The sequence below is a fragment of the Kribbella rubisoli genome (assembly GCF_004217145.1).
In the GTDB taxonomy this organism is placed as follows: domain Bacteria; phylum Actinomycetota; class Actinomycetes; order Propionibacteriales; family Kribbellaceae; genus Kribbella; species Kribbella rubisoli.
The window spans coordinates 1,085,780-1,102,097 of the sequence record NZ_SHKR01000012.1 but is presented as its reverse complement, the minus strand read 5'-3'; the positions used below and the strand labels follow the sequence as shown (position 1 = coordinate 1,102,097).

Genomic DNA, 16,318 nt, shown 5'->3' with positions numbered 1-16,318 from the left:
GGATGATGATGACGACGAACCGCTCGGTCTGGCATGCGACCGCGACCAGCCCGGAGTACGACGCGATCGGTCGCGACCAGCATTGCGACGTACTCGTCGTAGGTGGCGGCGTGATCGGGCTGACGACCGCGCTGTACCTGCAGCAAGAGGGAACGGATGTCGTCCTGCTCGAAGCCGCGCGGATCGGCGCCCGGACCAGCGGCAACACCACAGGCAAGGTCACCTCGCAGCACGGTGCCATCTACGCGTCCCTGGTCGACCGGCACGGACGCCACAAGGCCGGGCAGTACGCCTCTGCGAACCAAGGCGCGGTCGAGCAGATCGCGCTGTTGGTTGACCGGCTCGGTATCGAATGCGAACTGACCAGAGGGCCGTCGTTCGTCTACTCGGCGAGCAATCTGCAGCGTGAAGCAGATGTCGCATGGGATCTCGGTCTGCCGGCGCAGCTCGCGGGACCTGATGAGACCGGCCTGCCGGGGCAGGGCACGTCGGCCGTGCGCTTCGACGACCAGGTGATGCTCCATCCGGTGCGCTACCTCGCCGGCCTGGCCCGCGCCTTCATCGAGGCAGGCGGCCGGATCTACGAGCACAGCCGAGTCACAGACCTCGATCCCACCGACGACCGCGTCGAGGCGCTGACCGCCGTCGGGCCTCGAGTCAGCGCAGCGCACGCAGTGGTCGCCACGCTGCTGCCGATCGGCACTCTCGGCGGGTACTTCGCCCGTACCAGGCCGAATCAATCGCACGGGATCGCCGTACGGCTACCGGTCGAGGCACCAGCCGGCATGACCATCTCCGCCGACGCACCGGTGCGGTCTACGCGACCGTGGCCGGGTGGCGGACCCAACGGACTCATCGTGGTCGGCGGCGGCCACGAAACCGGCGCGGAGCAGGACACAGACGCGGCGTACCGGTCTCTCATCGAGTGGGTCGGCTCGCTCTGGAACACCGACGTTCAGCCCGACTATCGCTGGTCCGCCGAGGACTACAGCACCCCGGACCTGCTGCCGTACGTCGGCAAGTCGCCCGGCTCGCCGATCCTGATCGCGACCGGCATGAACAAATGGGGCCTCACCAACGGAACCGTTGCCGCCGGCATCCTGCGCGACACCGTCCTTGGCCGGAACAACCCCTGGAGCGAGCTGTACGACGCCAGTCGCATCGGCGATGCACACGCTGTCGCGGAACTCATCAAGGACAACCTCAAGGTCGGCAAGGAATTCACCGCCGGACACCTCCGCCGCATCCTCGGCCGCGGGCTCGACCACGTGGAGGTCGGCGAAGGCGGCCTGTACGACCTCGACGGCAAGACGGTCGGCGCGTACTGCGACCACGACGGCCGCCTGCACACCGTCGTACCCGTCTGCACACACCTCGGTTGTCCCCTGCGCTGGAACCAAGGCGACACCACCTGGGACTGCAACTGCCACGGCTCTCGCTTCGCACCCGACGGCTCCGTCCTCGACGGCCCGGCGACAACCCCGCTGGCCAAGCCCGACGAGTGAGCGGTTGCCCGGCAGACGGTTTCCGACCGTCTCTCGATGGCAACCGGGTGATTCGAGAGCGTCGAAGGGAGATTGCGGATGGCAACGTTGCGGGCGTTGGTGCTGAGTTGTTCGCTGAAGAAGTCACCGGCGAAGTCGAGTTCGGAGCTGATCGGGCGCGAATTGCTGACCGCCTTGGCCGATCATGACGTCGACGGCGAGCTGGTCCGGGTGGCCGATCACGACGTCCGGTTCGGGGTCAGCGTCGACGAGGGCGATGGCGACGAGTGGCCTGCGCTGCGGGAGAAGATGCTTGCCGCGGACATCTTGATCATCGCGACCCCGATCTGGATGGGGCAGCCGGCCAGCGTCTGCAAGATGGTCCTGGAGCGGCTAGACGCCGAGCTGTCCGAGAAGGACGAGCAGGGCCGTCCGTCGGTGTACGGGAAGGTCGCCGTGGTCGGTGTCGTGGGCAACGAAGATGGCGCACATCACGTCACCACCGAGGTACTCCAGCCGTTGAACGATGTTGGATTCACGATCCCGGCGGCCGGCGCGACGTACTGGGTGGGTGAGGCGATGGGCTCGGTCGACTACAACGACGCCGGCCCGAAACCCGACACCACACCGGCCTCACCACCAAGACCGCCGCCGCGAACGCCGCCCACCTGGCCCGCCTCCTCCGCGACCAGCAATACCCAGCAATCGAAGGCGACTGATGACTGCACAACTTGCTGCCACTGTCCTAGGAACCCCCGATCCGCCCGCGTTGGCCGACTTCTATCGCGAACTGCTGGGCTGGGTGGAGATGAGCCGGGAGCCGGGATGGGTCCGGTTGCGGCATCCCGAGCACGAGAGGCCGGGGCTGAGTTTCCAACTCGAATCCGACCACGTTCCACCGGTCTGGCCGCAGCACCCCGGCGTCCAGCAGATGCAGGCGCATCTCGACGTCCAGGTCGACGACCTGGACCGCGAGGTGGAGCGCGCCGTCAGCCTCGGCGCGACCGTCGAGTCACATCAGCCACAACCCGACGGCGTGCGCGTCATCCGCGACCCCCACGGCCACCTCGTCTGCCTGTTCCTGCCCGGCTACTAGCCTCCAAGAAACGCGGACAAGCTGTTGGCCAGGTCTTCCGGCTCCTGCTCCGCCATGTGATGACCCGACTTGATGCCGTGCCCTTCCACCTGCCCGCACCAAGGCCGCCAGACCTCGACCGGATTCCCGTAGAGCCTCTCGAGGTCGTCGTCGGTCGACCACAGGGCCAGCGTCGGGCACTCGATCCGCCGGCCGGCGGCCGCTGTACCCAACCCACAGGCACAACCGGTCGCACTAAGGCTCAACAGCGCTCAGTAGCATCTGCAAGGCTGTGAAGGTGGCCTGGTCGACTACCTGTGATGGGTCGCCTTCGAAGACGTTGTGGCTGACATGCTGCTCGGACAGGTGACATACGGCTGTGTAGACCGTGCCGGCGGGGTGACCTTCGTCAGGGTCCGGGCCGCCGACGCCGGTCACTGCGACGGCGATGTCGGCTCCGAGCAGCCGGGCGGCGCCTCTGGCCAATTGGACGGCGCAGCGTGCCGTGACCACGGGGCCAGGATCGACATCGAGGACCTTGAACTTGACGTCCGCGGCATACGCGACAACTCCCCCGGTGAACCACGAACTCGCCTCAGGTGCAGCTCCGAGCTGACTTGCGATGGCTCCGCTGGTCAGTGACTCGGCAACGGCGACCCGCAGCCCGGTCGCGAGCGCTCTCCGACCGATGCGCTCCGCGATCTCAGCTGTCTCGTCGTCCGAGTTCACGGCGTGACCATGATCTGCGCCGCGTTCGTCTTGAGCGAGGCGTTGGCCCACCGCAGTTGCCGGAGCGTCTGCGGGTGGCATTCCTGGCTCAGCCGGAGCAGCCCCTCGTCCTTGAGGGCCTGAGCGGTTTGGGCGAGGATCTCCCAGTCCAGCGAGACCCCGGCCGCCTGCCGGTGGATCTCACGAAGGTCCTTGAGGAGCAGCAGTCCCGGATCGTGTCGCCGGCCGGCCAGTTCGGCGCCTCGCCGGCGGATCGTTGCCATCAGCCCCGAATCGTCCGCGTCGAGGTCCAGGCCGTAGTTCCGGCCGTGCTCGGCAAGTTTGTGGACGTGCTGCTCTGACCACCTGGCCAGGTCGTGCCCGAGGTAGAAGATGTCGTGGCCGACCTTGTGCCGGTCCGAGGCCCGGAGGAGTTCTGCGGCGAGGTCACTCTCCGCGCGGTGCAGTTCCTCGATCGCCAGTCCTACCTTGTTCTTCATCCGTCACTCCAGCCTTTCCAGTACGGCCGCCGCTGCCCCGCCTCTGGTCTCCGGCACAGACGCGCCGGCAACCGGACGTGAGGCGGTCGTCGTGGGCGCGCGAGACGGGCCGTCAGCGACGCTGATGCGCTCGACCCGCGCCGCCGCGGACTTGAACAAGGGCTGTTTCGAGCACGGGTCCCAATCGGTGATGGTCAGCTCGTTCGCAGCCCGGCCGCGTTCAGCCGGTCCGGACCCGCCCGGCGTGTCCCAATACCCGTAGTGGAACGGCAGGAACAGCGTCGAGCGCCGAATACCACTCACCCGCAACCGAGCCTCGACCCCTCCCCGCGCGGTCGACACCCGCAGCAGATCACCTTCGTCCCACCCGTGCACAGCGGAATCCTCGGCAGACATCTCGATCCATACATCCGGTGCGGCCGCCTGCAACTGCGGCACCCGCCCGGTCTTGGTTCGCGTGTGGAAGTGGTACAGCGTGCGCCCGGTCGTCAACAGATACGGGAACTCCGCCGACGGAGGCTCGTGCGGCGGCAGGTACTCCGCAGCTTTGATCACGGCCTTCCCGTCGGGATTCATCGCCTTGTACTCGACCGGCTCCACCGGCGCGCCGGTGACCAGGTCCTTCCCATAGCTCTCGCAGTACGACGGCGCGCTCCAGAACTCGCCGTCGACGTAGATGCGCTCGGTACCGTCCGGATGCTCGTCGTTGCACGGCCACTGGATCCCGCTCCCACCACGGAGCTTGCTGTACGTCAGCCCGCTGTAATCGCACGGACGGCCGGCGCTACACGCCTTCCACCCCTCGAACGCACCCTCAGGGTCGCTCCACGTGACCAGCGGTTCGCCATCCTTGTCCCGCAGATCCAGCCGCCGTGCGTAGTCGAGGAAGATGTCGAGATCGGGCCGTGCCTGGCCCGGCGGATCCACGGCCTTCTCCGACAGGTGCACGGTGCGGTCCGCGTTCGTGAACGTGCCGGTCTTCTCACCCCAGGTCGCCGCCGGAAGGACGACGTCGGCGAGTTGAGCGGTCTCGGACAAGAAGATGTCCTGCACAACGAGGAACAACCGCTCCTGGGAGAGTACGTCGCGGATGCGGCCGAGTTCCGGGAGCGAGACGGCCGGGTTCGTCCCGCTCACGTACAGGAAGCGGATCGACCCGTCCTCGACGTACCGCATCATCTGCATCAGGTGCGTCGGCTCCGAGTAGTGCGGGATCTGGGCTGGCTCGACATTCCAGACCCGGGCCAGATCCTTCACCTGCTCGTCGTTCGCCCAGTTGCGGAATCCGGGTAGGTCGCCATCGGCTCCACACTCCCGGGTGTTCTGGGCTGTGGGCTGGCCGTTCATCTGCAGGATCCCGCAGCCGGGCTTGCCGAGCATCCCGCGGAGCAGGTTGACGTTGTTGACCTGCACCGCCGCCGCAGTTGCCTGATGTGATTGATAGAACCCTTGCAACACGGTCGACAGCAGCCGCTCTGCCTGTCCGAGCAGCCGCGCGGCCGCACGCAGATCGTCAGCGGGTACGTCGCAGATCTCGGCCGCCCAGTCCACGTCACAGGAAGCGACCTGCTTCGCCAGCTCGTCGAACCCGACAGCGTGCTGGTCGACGTACGCGTGGTCGACCCAGTCGTTGGCGACGATCTCGTGCAGGAGCGCATTCATCAGCGCCACGTTCGTACCGGGTCTCGGTGCCAGATGAACGGTCGCAGCCTCGGCCACCGGCGTACGGCGTGGGTCGACGCAGAGGATCCGCGGCGGGTTCGGGCCGGCCAATCGGTCGAGGATCCGGCTCCACAGCACCGTCTGCGTCTCGGCGACGTTGTGGCCGTACAAAGCGATGACATCGGCGTGATCGACGTCGGTGTAGGAACCCGGCTGGCCGTCACTGCCGAACGACTCCTTCAGCGCCGCCGCGGCCGTTGCCGTGCACAACCTTGTGTTGCCGTCGACATGGTTGGTACCGATCCCGCCGTGAGCGATCAGCGCGAGAGTGTAGTACTCCTCGAGAAACAGCTGCCCGGTCGTGTAGAAGCCGATCGAACTCGGACCGCGTTCCTTGAGCAACTCCTCGGTTCGATCGGCGACCATCGACATCGCCGTCTCCCAACCCGTCTCGACCAAGCGTCCGTCACGACGGACCAAAGGCGAGGTCAACCGGTCCGCGGAGTTGTTGGCCTGGTAGCCGAACAAGTCCTTCGGGCCGAGCCGGCCATGGTTGACCCGATCCGTCGCACGCCCGCGTACTCCGACGATCCGGCCGTCCTTCACCGCGATGTCCAGCCCGTCGCCGTTCGAATGCAAGATCGTCGCCGACTGGAACCAAGCGTCCACGTCGGCTTCGGTCAGCCCGTCGTCGAGGCGGGTATCGACCCGGACCGGCCACGGTTCACCCGTGCCGTACGGCGTACGCGTACCCCACGGCTCCGCTATCCGATCAATCGTTCCCATGATCCGCGAGTTCCCCGCCGCCGAGGCCGGGAAACAGCGCCGCTCGCGAGGCCTCGCGACGTGCACGGGAGCGCTCGCAGGTAGTCACAGTCGGGTGGTCGATATCGCGGCCAGCCGATGGACAGGGATCGGGGCGACGGCAAAGTTCGCAAGTGCCGAAGGTTCCTCTGGAGGGGCGGAAGCGGGACCAGCCGCCGCGGCCGTTCCCTGAGCGGCCCTATGCGCCGTTTGAATGAGTTGTAACGCGATCCATGGGCACCGGTTGTCCATGGCTCGTACATCGAATACACGACGGGCGTCACGCGCGGATCGGGCGCCGCAGTTGAGGTACGTACGCATGTTGGGATGTGATGCAGAGCGCCTCTGGAAACTGATCACCAGGCCCGAGAATCTCAGTCGCTGGCTCGGGCCGACCGTCCTGAGCGACACGCAGTACGGCGGGTTCGTGGTCGTCACGCCGGCCCGAACCGAACAGACCGGGATCGTCACGACCTGCGAACCTCCGCACTACTTCCAGGCCGCCTTCGACCGGCCGCCGCACCCCGCAAGCACGGTCCTGGTGGACGTAGTGCCCGGACGCGGGGGTGCGCACCTGATCCTCACCCACGCCGGCATCCACGACACGCTACTGGCCCAGTACGACAAACTCTGGACGACTGCTCTCGACCGCCTCAGGCAGTTGATTGAGGGACAGATGCTCCCGGAACTGTCGCCGATCGAGCCCTGACGTTGACCGTGCGAGTACATCGAAATCGCATGCGGGGCGAATTGCGGACGGCGTACGTCTCGGAATGCTTGAAACAGGCGTCAAGGGGTGAGGAGCACCTTGACGGCGCCGTCCGCCTTCTGCTGGAACATGCGGTACGCCGCGGGACCGTCCGACAGCGGCAGATGATGGGTGGCGAAGCTGTCGACGTTCAACGGGTCGTCATCGGTCAGCAGCGGAAGGATCTGACCGCTCCACCGGCGGACGTTCGCTTGCCCCATCCGCAGTTGAATCTGCTTGTCGAACATCGTCAGCATCGGCAGCGGGTCAGCCATCCCGCCGTACACCCCGACCAGCGAGATCGTGCCGCCCCGACGCACGATGTCGATCGCGAGCAGCAACGCCGCCATCCGGTCCACGCCGGCCCTCTGCATGAACGTGCGCTGGATTGCGCCCGGCAACAACCCCGCCACCTGCTGCACACGCCGCGCGACCGGCGAACCGTGGGCTTCCATGCCGACGGCATCAATCACCGCATCCGGCCCACGACCCTCGGTGCGATCCCGGATCACGTCCGCCACGTCGTCGGAGTACGTCAGCGTCTCCACGCCATACGCCCGTGCACGCTTCAACCGATCGGCGACCAGGTCGACGCCGATCACCCGGTGACCGCGGTGCAGCGCAATCCGGCCGGCCATGTCGCCGATCGGGCCCAGTCCGAGTACGACGACCGTGCCATCAGCCGGGATCCCGGCGTACTCGACCGCCTGCCAGGCCGTCGGAAGCACATCGGACAGATAGACGAACCGATCGTCCAGCGGGCCATCGGGCACCTTGATCGGCCCGTACTGCGCCTGCGGGACACGCACGTACTCCGCCTGCCCACCCGGCACGTGCCCGTACAGCTTGGTGTAACCAAACAGCGCCGCACCCATCCCCCGCTCGCGAACCTGCGTCGTCTCACACTGCGTCTGCAAACCCTGCACACACATGAAGCACGACCCACACGCGATCTGAAACGGTACGACGACCCGATCACCGGCCCGCAGCCCGCCCACCTCGGACCCGGTCTCCTCCACGATCCCGATCACCTCATGACCGAGCACGTCACCGGCATCCAGGAACGGACCCATCACCTCGTACAGATGCAAATCCGATCCACAGATCCCGCTCGACGTCACCTTCACGATCGCGTCCGTCGGCTCCTGGATCCGCGGATCCGGCACGTCGCCGTACCCGACCTCCCGTTTCCCCTGCCAGGTCAGCGCCTTCATACGCCCTCAGGCCTCGGCAGCTGCTCGTCGGGATCCTCGTCCGGCTGCGGCTCAGGATCCGGGTACGGCGTCGTGTCCGGATCGTCCCGCCCCGGGCGATCCGGGTCCGTGGGATCAGGCAACGGCGGAACCGGCGGCACAGGCGTCGTACTCATGATGACCTCCAGACGAAGGAACGTGATTTCCTGTGCCCGCCCGGCAAGCCATCCATGCAGGGCATTCAGCTGGCATTGTGGACGCGTAACCACCGGTAGCCGTAGCCGGTGAGGACCAGGTCGTCGGTCGCCGGCTGATAGTTGCTGTCCGCAAGCAGATCGGCGCGCACGTCGTACGGCAGGTGCACCCGGACTTCGTCCGGTGACAGGTTGGCGAGCATCAGTACAGCGTCGTCGCGGCGGCGGTGCAGCACGCCGAACACCGAGCGCGGCTCAACCGCGACGCCCTCGCAACTGCCGGACGGGAGAACGCCGAGACTGCGCCGCGTCGTGGCGAGTTGCGAGACGCGGCTGAGCAGCGAACCGGGGCGCAGCTCCTGCTCGGCGACGTTGACGCTCGTGAAAGCGTAGGGACCAGCGGCGATCGGACCAGGCTCGACAACACCGGGTGGCGCCTTGCTGAAGCCGGCGTTGTCCGCGGCCGACCACTGCATCGGAGTCCGCACCGAGGCACGATCAGGCAGCGAGAGATCCTCACTCATGCCGATCTCCTCGCCGTACCGGATAACCGGTGCCCCGGGCAACGATTGCGCGATCGCATGCGCCATCGCGATCCGCCGCTCGTCACCGAGCATCGGCGCCAGCCGACGACGGATCCCCCGCCCGAAGGCACGCATGTTCTCCTCGGGAGCGAAGGCATCGAACACCTCGTGACGCTCGGCCTCGGTGAGTCGATCGAGGTCCAGCTCGTCGTGGTTGCGCAGCCAGTTGACATACGTACACCCATCCGGTGGCGCAGGTTGCGCCCGCAGCCCCCGGAGCAGCGGCTCGGCATCGCAGCGGGCCAGCGCAAGAAAGAGCAGGTTGTTCGTCCAGAAGTCCAGCACGGCGTGCAGCCTGTCGGCGTCACCGAAGTACGGGCCGTACTGGTCCGGCGCCACGTCCACCTCGCCCATCAGCGGTACGCCGTCAGCTGCGGCCGCCAACTCGGACAGGAACCAGTAGCCGTCGTCGCGACCGTCTGCCAGCGCCGCCTGCCGGACCATGTACGGCACCGCGTCGACGCGGAACCCGTCCACACCGCGGTCCAGCCAATGCCGGATGATCCCGGCGATCTCGGCACGGACGGCGGGATGGCCGACGTCCAGGTCAGCTTCGTGCCGGTAGAACGCATGCCGGTAGTACTTCCCCACCTGATCGTCGTACGCCCAGATCGAGTCCTCGACCCCCGGGAACACCGGCTTCTCCACCGCCGGATCATCCCGCGCCTCCGACGCCCAGACGTAGTAGTCCCGGTACGGCGAATCCGCGTCCACGCGGGCCGCGCGGAACCACGGATGATCCACCGACGTGTGCTGGACGACCAGCTCGATCATCACCTTCAGATCCACCTGGTGGCACCGCGCGACCAGCGTCTCGAAGTCGGCCATCGTGCCGAACCGGGACGACACATCGCGATGGTCCACGATGTCGTACCCGGCATCGCGGTACGGCGAGACATAGAACGGTTGCAGCCACAACGTGTCGGCCCCGACCGCGCGGATGTGGTCCAGCTTGCGGACCACGCCTTCCAGATCACCGGCGCCGTCACCGTCGGAGTCGAAGAACGTCGCCGGATCCAGCTGATAGATCACCCTTCCGTCGAGCCGCATGGCCGGCCGGTACCCGCGCTCGCCAGGCAGAAAACGCGCGTGCGTCGGGCGAGCAGCGGGTACCGCGAAGGCGACGCGACGACGAAAGGCGGACGATGAGCAGCGATCCGACGACCAGGTATGCCGGCCCGGAACAGCAGGAGCCGCACACCCAGGAGCATCCCGGGCACAGTGGCGCGATGACCCCGGAGCCGGACTACGGCGAGCAGACCTATCGCGGCAGCGGGAAGCTGACCGGCAAGCGGGCGTTGATCACCGGGGGCGACTCGGGGATCGGACGTGCGGTTGCTCTCGCGTTCGCGCGTGAGGGCGCGGACGTGATGATCTCCCACCTCGAGGCCGAGGAGCAGGACGCCCGAGAGACCTGCCGTCTGGTCCGCGAATCGGGGCGTACGGCGGCCGCGTTGGCCGGCGACATCCAGGACGAGCAGCACTGCGGGCGACTCGTCGACGAGTGCGTGCAGGAGCTCGGCGGGATCGACATCCTGGTCAACAACGCGGCGTACCAGATGTCGCAGGAGGGGATCGCGGATATCTCTACCGAGCAGTTCGACCGCGTGCTGAAGACGAACGTCTACGCGATGTTCTGGCTGTGCAAGGCCGCACTGCCGCACCTGTCGGAGGGGTCGGCGATCATCAACACCACTTCGATCCAGGCCTACGAGCCGTCGCCGAATCTGCTCGACTACGCCACCAGCAAAGCGGCGATCCTCAACTTCACCAAGGGACTGGCTCAAGAACTGGCTCCGAAGGGCATCCGGGTGAACGCCGTCGCGCCGGGGCCGATCTGGACACCGCTCATCCCCGCGACGATGCCCGCCGACAAGGTCGGCGACTTCGGCGCCGACACCCCGCTAGGCCGAGCCGGCCAGCCCGCCGAACTCGCACCCTTGTATGTCTTCCTCGCCTCCGACGACTCCACCTACGTCACCGGCGAACGCATCGGCGCCACCGGCGGCCGCCCACTTCCCTGACGATCAGACCTGGCGGCGGAAGGTAGCCCGATGAGTTCCAAGCGGTTGACCTACCAGCGTGACGACGAGACCTCCGGCGAGCGGCTCGATCGACACTGGGACGAGCTCCTCCAAGAGCTTCGGCTCGTTCAGACCGGGACGCAGATCCTGTTCGCGTTCCTGCTGGGAATCGCGTTCCAGAACCAGTTCCACACCGCTGACCAGTTCACCCACACCGTCTACGCGTGCACACTCCTGGCCGCGGCGCTCGCCGTCGCGCTGTTCCTCGCACCCGTCTCCGTCCACCGGCTGCTCTACCGGAAAGGGCTGCGCGACCAGCTCGTCACCGTGACCGACCGGCTCGCCAGGGGCGGCATGACCTTCCTGGTCGCTGCGATCTGCGGTGGAGTGCTGATCGCGCTCGACGTGGTCCTCCCCCGGCCGGCCGCGATCGCGCTGGTTGTCGGCGTGCTGGTTTGGTTCGTCGTGTTCTGGCTGGCGATCCCGGCGTACCTCAGGCACCGGCACGCGGCGTCTGATTCGTCTCCGGGCGGGCGGGAACCGGGGCGCTATGACTGTGAAGCTGAATGAGAAGGCGTTCGAGCACGCCAAGTACCTGATCAACAAGGGGCAGACGGTCAAGGACGTGCGGGACGACTGGAGCGAGCACGCCCCGACCGCGGCCGAGCAGAACGCGTACCTGGACAAGCATGGCTGGAGCGACTACAGCCTTTGGTTCCTCGGCATCCACAGCGACATGGACGAAGAGACCAAAGGACACTACGAGTTTCCGTACGGCGACTTCCGCCGCGTGCACCGTTGCGGCGTGATCAGCGCCGAGTCACGGGCCGCGCAGTACGACCATCCCGATATCCAGAATGCCCTGGAGAAGCTCCACGAGTTGCTCGACGGCGAACACGCCTGAGGATCGTCAGAGGGCACGGCGCGCGGGGGAGAAGTTCGGTGCGGGCGAAGTCGAAGAAGCCGTCCATGTCGGGCCGGCGTTGATCAGGGCCAACTGGTCGAAGCCGGCGTCGGCGAACTGTTGCGCGACCTCGACATGGCGCTTCACGTCCGGACCGCAGCCGAACTGCTGTCGCATGTGATCTGCCGTGACCAGCTCGGTCGCGGCGTCGAAAGTTGACCGGGTTCGGAGCTCGACCTGCACCTTCCAACCAGTCACACCGAACCTGAACAGCCGCCGCGCCGACTCCGCCGCATCCTCCACCGAGGCAGCCCACGGCAACGGAACCTCCGCGTACCGCGGCCCGTCTCCTCCTGCCGACGCCGAGGACATCGACGAGCGCATGCCCTTGGCTGCGGCCACCCGATGGCTCCCTGCGCCTTTCCAACCTGATCACCGAGCGACGTACGCCGAGTTCAAGGTACCGGTGTACACCTCCGCCACCTATTGCTCCGAAATGGTCGGCGGTCTCCTCAGACGACAGTCCGGTCAAGAGTTCTACGACACCGCAATGAACCGTGGTGTACCGGCTCGCCCAGAAGCACAAGGTAGTCGCGGGACCCGTGCCGGAATCTGGCCGACAAGAAGCCTACGTCGGACGCTGCTCGGCACGGGAAACCATGCTCGTCTGGATGTTTTCCTGCAGGAGCATCATCTTCGACCAGGTTTCGTCGTCCACCGGGGTGTAGGTGGCGAGCTTGATCGCCGAACGCTCCCCGAACGACAGCTGCGTGTAGTCCATGCTCAGCAGGCCGACCTCAGGGTGCAGGAAACGCTTCGTGAAATTCTCCGGGCCACGTACCTCGTGCTGCTCCCACAAGCGCTCGAAATCCGGCGACTCCTCCCGCAACCGCCTGACCAGCCACTTCCACTCGGACTCGGCGGCGTGTTCCGCCATGCCGGACCGGAGCCGACCGACCAGACGCGCGGCGGCGTCCTCCCAATCGAGCAACGTGGTCCGCCACCTCGGCGAGGTGAACATCAGCACCAACAAATTGCGATCCTCGAACGGCAGATCGGCCACGTCCCCGACCAGCCGCTCGTAGGTGCGGTTGAAGGCGAGCAGGTCGAAGCGGGCGTTGATCAGCACGGCCGGAATCGGCTCGAGCTGACGCATCATCGCCAGCAGCGCACTCGGGATGTCCGCGGAATCGCGCCCCCTCAGCGGCGCAGGATGCCCAGCCAACGCGTAAAGGTGGGCCCGCTCGTACGAATCGAGCCGCAACGTCCCCGCGACCGCTGCGAGCACCTGCTCGGAGACCTTGATGTCCCGGCCCTGCTCCAGCCACGTGTACCAGGTCACCCCCATACCGGCGAGGTGCGCGACCTCTTCCCGGCGCAATCCCGGCGTCCGACGGCGACCCGTGAGAGGCAGCCCGGCCTGCTCCGGAGAGATCCGTTCGCGCCTGCTGCGCAGGAACGACGCAAGTTCTCGCCGCCTGGACTGCTCATCGATCAGCTGCGCCGACCGCGCCGCCAGGGGCATCGTCATACCTCCACTGTGCCACTGCGCCCAGCCTATTACCAGGTGGCACTTATACCTGCATAAACAGACCCTGGTACCCCCATAAACCCCGTCTCACAGTGGAGTCATGGAGATCATCCCGGAAGGAACCACCACCACTTTGACCACGACGGTCGCCCTGATCACGGGCGCCAGCAGCGGCATCGGCGAGGCCACTGCCCGCCAGTTCGCCGCCCAAGGCGCCACCGTCGTGCTCGTCGCCCGCCGCCAAGACCGCCTCGAGACACTGGCCAAGGAAATCGCCGCGGCAGGCGGCCAGGCGGTCGCGCTGGCCGCCGACCTGACCGATGCCGACGCAGCGACTGACGCCGTCGCCACCACCATCGATCGGCTCGGCCGACTGGACACCCTCGTCAACGCCGCCGGCGTCATGCTCACCGGCGACTCCGCCGCGTCCCCGCTGACCGAATGGCAGCAAATGGTCGACATCAACCTCAACGGGCTGCTCTACCTCACCAAAGCCGCCCTGCCCCACCTCGTCGAAGCCGCCGCCACCAGCCCACGCCAGGTCGCCGACGTAGTCAACATCAGCTCCATCGCCGGCCGCTGGGTCATCCCCAACGCCGCCGTCTACAACGCCACCAAGTTCGGCGTCACCGCCGCCACCGAAGCCTGGCGCCAGGAATACGCCCGCCGCAACGTCCGCTTCTCCGTCGTCGAACCAGGCCTCGTACAAACCGAACTCCTCAGCCACCAGCAAGCCGCCGTCCACGAGCGCATGACGGCCAGGTTCGCCGATGTCGAACAGTTGCACGCCGACGACATCGCCGAAGCCGTCGCCTACATCGTCACCAGCCCCCGCCGCCGAGCCGTGGCCGAAATCGTCATCCGCCCCACCGACCAGGTCTGAGCCAGGAAGTGTTCCTGCGAGCAAGGTCCGTCGCCATCGCGTAGCCCTCGGAGCCTTGCCGGTCGGCGGCTCGCCGGACTATCGGTTCACTGCCAGGATCTGGTCGCGGAACTGATCAGACAGCGAGGCGCAGGTGTGTGCGGCCGATGGGTCGACAAGCGCGGGCTTCCGGTCGCTGCAGGAAGTCTTGGTGCGCTTCTGCGCGGCCGTCGGCAGGCGTTGCTGTCAGCACTGGGCGTGTTGACAGCCGACTTCGTGTGGGTTGCCGGATCCGTCCTTGGCCTGACCGCAGTCCTGGTCGCCTCCCAGACGGCCTTCACAATCGTCCGGTACGTCGCGGCCCACCTGATCTACCTGGGCCTCAGGCTCTTGCTCGGGCGCCATCACGCCGGGCTGGAAGCATCAGACGGAATCGCTCAACGCATCCCGCGGCCGCGGAGCTCGTGGAATGCTTTCCGCGAAGGCCTGCTCTGCGACCTGTCGAATCCGAAGACCATGATTGTCTTCGCGAGCGTGATCCCGCAATTCCTCGGCACGCAGACCGATTCGCTGCAAGCCCTGGTTCTTGGTGTCGTCTTTGCCGTCATCGGGTTCGCGTCGCTCCTGTGCTACGCCCTCCTGTTCGGTGCCGCCGGCAACGTACTCCGCAACCGCCGGATCACGACTCTCGTCATGCGCACGGGCGCGGCCATTCTCACCGTCTTCGGCGTGGGTCTCGTTCTAGACCGACAGCCAGCCTGAGTTCGCCGGATACCCCTCGCAGACAAAGGTGAACTGGGCAACAATGCGCCGATGATCGGACACCTGACGTTGATCGACGGCCCCGCACATAGCACCGGCGCGGGGTGCCTCGACGACAGACCGCCATGCTCCGGCCGTGTCGGTCAGGACCCGGATGGACTCGCTACACCTCGCGGTATCCAGCGCGATCCAGTTGGCCGCGTACCCTGCCTTACGGCGGGGCGATGCCGCTGCCCGAAGGCGCGGACGAGAGCCACCTGCTGGGTGCCCTGTTCGGGGGAGGGAATCGAGGTGGTTCCGGCCGAGACCGTTGACCTGCCCGTGCCCGCCACCGCCAAGATCGTCATCGAAGGACACATCGCTTTCGACCAGGACGTGATGGAGGGGCCGATGAACGAGTACCCCGGCTACAACGCCATCGACGCGTCGCCCAAACCGCTGTTCACGGTCACCGCCATCACCCACCGCGACGGTGCGATCCTGCCGGTCGTCGCGGCCGGACCACCGGTGGAAGAGGACCACACCGGAACTGGGACCATGCACGCCGCCGAGATCCTCTACAACCTCACCACAGCGGGCCTGCCGGTCACCTCGACCTGGTTCTCCTACGAGTCTGCCATCCACTGGCTGATCGTCTCGGTCCGGCGGGACTGGTTCGAGACGCTGAGCATCAGCGCCGACGAGCTCGCCCGGCGGATCGGCGGCATCGTCTTCGCGGGCAAGGCCGGTTTCGGCGTACCCAAGATCCTGCTGGACACACACCTACCGGGCCGGCAAGGTCATCTACTGCTGCCTGCTCGCCGATCGCTTCGCCCGGACCGAACGCCCCGTGAAGGGCAGCTTCGAACACGGCTGGCCGGCCGACGTCCAGCAACGCGTCCTGGCGCGATGGTCAGACGTCTACGGCTACCGATGAACCACCGCTGACCCCGCAACCCCAACGGCAGAAGGAATCGACTGCCGGCTAACGCGACCTGCGCGGCGGCTGACGAACCAGTCACGGATCAGGGACAGGCTGTCCGACGGCGGGAATCCTGCCGACCTCGCTGTCATCGTCGCCTAATCGGCCCTGATCGGGCTGGGCTTCATTGACAGAACCATTGACATGCACCCTCCGCAGGAGCTGTCCGCGCTCTCGGAGTCGAGCCCATCTCATCGATGACCTGCTGTTCGCATTCGCCGCCGCCACCAGCGGACTGCTGTGGGCCGGACGCCTCGTCTGATACTGCAACGCTACTTAGTGAGTGGGTGTCCTCGTCGTTCGTAGTGGGTGAGGCGGGCTG

At 66.7% G+C, this 16,318-nt stretch carries 18 protein-coding genes and 1 pseudogene; 10 read left to right on the top strand and 9 right to left on the bottom strand.

Features of this window, described 5'->3' with window-relative positions; translation table 11 throughout:
• Positions 1 to 2: 2 nt before the first annotated feature.
• The 3 genes and pseudogenes from EV645_RS19520 (at position 3) to EV645_RS19510 (ending at position 2,580) form a co-directional block, all read left to right on the top strand.
• On the top strand, positions 3 to 1,505 hold the full coding sequence (locus tag EV645_RS19520; RefSeq protein ID WP_242000519.1) for an FAD-dependent oxidoreductase: 1,503 nt from the start codon (positions 3 to 5) through the stop codon (positions 1,503 to 1,505).
• 78 nt (positions 1,506 to 1,583) lie between these two features.
• Positions 1,584 to 1,970, top strand: a pseudogene (locus tag EV645_RS19515) (flavodoxin family protein); the annotation flags it as partial.
• A 232-nt stretch (positions 1,971 to 2,202) separates the two neighbouring features.
• Complete coding sequence (locus EV645_RS19510; protein ID WP_130445299.1) at positions 2,203 to 2,580, top strand: VOC family protein; 378 nt, start codon at positions 2,203 to 2,205, stop codon at positions 2,578 to 2,580.
• Here EV645_RS19510 and EV645_RS19505 read toward each other — a convergent pair.
• Genes EV645_RS19505 through EV645_RS19490 form a run of 4 tightly spaced genes read right to left on the bottom strand, consistent with a single transcriptional unit; the run spans position 2,577 to position 6,215 of the window.
• Positions 2,577 to 2,792: a hypothetical protein gene (locus tag EV645_RS19505; protein ID WP_130445298.1), complete on the bottom strand. Its 216-nt coding sequence runs from the start codon at positions 2,790 to 2,792 to the stop codon at positions 2,577 to 2,579. The genes EV645_RS19510 and EV645_RS19505 overlap by 4 nt on opposite strands.
• A gap of 22 nt (positions 2,793 to 2,814) precedes the next feature.
• On the bottom strand, positions 2,815 to 3,288 hold the full coding sequence (locus EV645_RS19500) for a CinA family protein (RefSeq protein WP_242000518.1): 474 nt from the start codon (positions 3,286 to 3,288) through the stop codon (positions 2,815 to 2,817).
• Complete coding sequence (locus EV645_RS19495) at positions 3,285 to 3,767, bottom strand: hypothetical protein (RefSeq protein ID WP_130445296.1); 483 nt, start codon at positions 3,765 to 3,767, stop codon at positions 3,285 to 3,287. The genes EV645_RS19500 and EV645_RS19495 overlap by 4 nt, the downstream gene beginning before the upstream one ends.
• Positions 3,768 to 3,770: 3 nt before the next feature.
• Positions 3,771 to 6,215, bottom strand: coding sequence for a molybdopterin oxidoreductase family protein (locus EV645_RS19490; protein WP_130445295.1), 2,445 nt, complete (start codon positions 6,213 to 6,215; stop codon positions 3,771 to 3,773).
• A 337-nt stretch (positions 6,216 to 6,552) separates the two neighbouring features.
• Between EV645_RS19490 and EV645_RS19485 the strand changes: the two genes are divergently transcribed.
• Positions 6,553 to 6,942, top strand: coding sequence for an SRPBCC domain-containing protein (locus EV645_RS19485; RefSeq protein ID WP_157997110.1), 390 nt, complete (start codon positions 6,553 to 6,555; stop codon positions 6,940 to 6,942).
• Positions 6,943 to 7,022: 80 nt separating this feature from the next.
• On the opposite strand, the gene EV645_RS19480 is transcribed toward EV645_RS19485, so the two are convergent.
• The 3 genes from EV645_RS19480 to EV645_RS19475 all read right to left on the bottom strand — a co-directional run bounded on the left by EV645_RS19480 (position 7,023) and on the right by EV645_RS19475 (position 10,002).
• A complete protein-coding gene (locus tag EV645_RS19480; protein WP_130445293.1) occupies positions 7,023 to 8,195 on the bottom strand; it encodes an alcohol dehydrogenase catalytic domain-containing protein in 1,173 nt (390 codons plus the stop codon).
• Complete coding sequence (locus EV645_RS41905; protein ID WP_157997109.1) at positions 8,192 to 8,350, bottom strand: hypothetical protein; 159 nt, start codon at positions 8,348 to 8,350, stop codon at positions 8,192 to 8,194. The genes EV645_RS19480 and EV645_RS41905 overlap by 4 nt, the downstream gene beginning before the upstream one ends.
• A gap of 65 nt (positions 8,351 to 8,415) precedes the next feature.
• Positions 8,416 to 10,002 (bottom strand): alpha-amylase family protein, encoded by a 1,587-nt coding sequence (locus EV645_RS19475; protein ID WP_130445292.1) that lies wholly within the window; start codon positions 10,000 to 10,002, stop codon positions 8,416 to 8,418.
• 95 nt (positions 10,003 to 10,097) lie between these two features.
• Here EV645_RS19475 and EV645_RS19470 point away from each other — a divergent pair, with 95 nt between their 5' ends.
• Genes EV645_RS19470 through EV645_RS19460 form a run of 3 tightly spaced genes read left to right on the top strand, consistent with a single transcriptional unit; the run spans position 10,098 to position 11,880 of the window.
• Complete coding sequence (locus EV645_RS19470) at positions 10,098 to 10,976, top strand: SDR family oxidoreductase (protein WP_130445291.1); 879 nt, start codon at positions 10,098 to 10,100, stop codon at positions 10,974 to 10,976.
• 30 nt (positions 10,977 to 11,006) lie between these two features.
• Positions 11,007 to 11,546, top strand: coding sequence for a DUF6328 family protein (locus EV645_RS19465; protein WP_198681713.1), 540 nt, complete (start codon positions 11,007 to 11,009; stop codon positions 11,544 to 11,546).
• On the top strand, positions 11,527 to 11,880 hold the full coding sequence (locus tag EV645_RS19460; protein ID WP_130445290.1) for a hypothetical protein: 354 nt from the start codon (positions 11,527 to 11,529) through the stop codon (positions 11,878 to 11,880). The genes EV645_RS19465 and EV645_RS19460 overlap by 20 nt, the downstream gene beginning before the upstream one ends.
• A 6-nt stretch (positions 11,881 to 11,886) precedes the next feature.
• Here EV645_RS19460 and EV645_RS19455 read toward each other — a convergent pair whose 3' ends face one another.
• Positions 11,887 to 12,282, bottom strand: coding sequence for an LLM class oxidoreductase (locus EV645_RS19455; protein ID WP_198681712.1), 396 nt, complete (start codon positions 12,280 to 12,282; stop codon positions 11,887 to 11,889).
• Positions 12,283 to 12,508: 226 nt separating this feature from the next.
• Complete coding sequence (locus EV645_RS19450) at positions 12,509 to 13,411, bottom strand: helix-turn-helix transcriptional regulator (protein WP_198681711.1); 903 nt, start codon at positions 13,409 to 13,411, stop codon at positions 12,509 to 12,511.
• A gap of 100 nt (positions 13,412 to 13,511) precedes the next feature.
• On the opposite strand from EV645_RS19450, the gene EV645_RS19445 reads away from it, so the two are divergent.
• From EV645_RS19445 to EV645_RS19435, 3 genes are all read left to right on the top strand, one after another.
• The gene (locus EV645_RS19445) at positions 13,512 to 14,294 is read left to right on the top strand and encodes an SDR family NAD(P)-dependent oxidoreductase (protein ID WP_130445289.1); all 783 of its coding nucleotides are present in this window, start codon (positions 13,512 to 13,514) and stop codon (positions 14,292 to 14,294) included.
• Positions 14,295 to 14,429: 135 nt separating this feature from the next.
• Positions 14,430 to 15,035, top strand: a complete 606-nt coding sequence (locus tag EV645_RS19440; protein WP_157997108.1) for a LysE family translocator — start codon at positions 14,430 to 14,432, stop codon at positions 15,033 to 15,035.
• Between the two features lie 51 nt (positions 15,036 to 15,086).
• Positions 15,087 to 15,962 carry a UbiD family decarboxylase gene (locus EV645_RS19435; RefSeq protein WP_277877058.1) on the top strand — a complete coding sequence of 292 codons (876 nt, stop codon included), beginning with the start codon at positions 15,087 to 15,089 and terminating at the stop codon, positions 15,960 to 15,962.
• The last annotated feature ends 356 nt before the right edge of the window (positions 15,963 to 16,318 follow it).

Bases quoted from the DNA above. Each gene is read 5' to 3' on its own strand.
- EV645_RS41905 (WP_157997109.1), bottom strand. From the start codon at position 8,350: ATGAGTACGACGCCTGTGCCGCCGGTTCCGCCGTTGCCTGATCCCACG.
- EV645_RS19445 (WP_130445289.1), top strand. From the start codon at position 13,512: ATGGAGATCATCCCGGAAGGAACCACCACCACTTTGACCACGACGGTC.
- EV645_RS19480 (WP_130445293.1), bottom strand. From the start codon at position 8,195: ATGAAGGCGCTGACCTGGCAGGGGAAACGGGAGGTCGGGTACGGCGAC.
- EV645_RS19465 (WP_198681713.1), top strand. From the start codon at position 11,007: ATGAGTTCCAAGCGGTTGACCTACCAGCGTGACGACGAGACCTCCGGC.
- EV645_RS19450 (WP_198681711.1), bottom strand. From the start codon at position 13,411: ATGACGATGCCCCTGGCGGCGCGGTCGGCGCAGCTGATCGATGAGCAG.
- EV645_RS19435 (WP_277877058.1), top strand. From the start codon at position 15,087: ATGATCGGACACCTGACGTTGATCGACGGCCCCGCACATAGCACCGGC.
- EV645_RS19470 (WP_130445291.1), top strand. From the start codon at position 10,098: ATGAGCAGCGATCCGACGACCAGGTATGCCGGCCCGGAACAGCAGGAG.
- EV645_RS19510 (WP_130445299.1), top strand. From the start codon at position 2,203: ATGACTGCACAACTTGCTGCCACTGTCCTAGGAACCCCCGATCCGCCC.
- EV645_RS19485 (WP_157997110.1), top strand. From the start codon at position 6,553: ATGTTGGGATGTGATGCAGAGCGCCTCTGGAAACTGATCACCAGGCCC.
- EV645_RS19460 (WP_130445290.1), top strand. From the start codon at position 11,527: ATGACTGTGAAGCTGAATGAGAAGGCGTTCGAGCACGCCAAGTACCTG.
- EV645_RS19495 (WP_130445296.1), bottom strand. From the start codon at position 3,767: ATGAAGAACAAGGTAGGACTGGCGATCGAGGAACTGCACCGCGCGGAG.
- EV645_RS19475 (WP_130445292.1), bottom strand. From the start codon at position 10,002: ATGCGGCTCGACGGAAGGGTGATCTATCAGCTGGATCCGGCGACGTTC.
- EV645_RS19520 (WP_242000519.1), top strand. From the start codon at position 3: ATGATGATGACGACGAACCGCTCGGTCTGGCATGCGACCGCGACCAGC.
- EV645_RS19490 (WP_130445295.1), bottom strand. From the start codon at position 6,215: ATGGGAACGATTGATCGGATAGCGGAGCCGTGGGGTACGCGTACGCCG.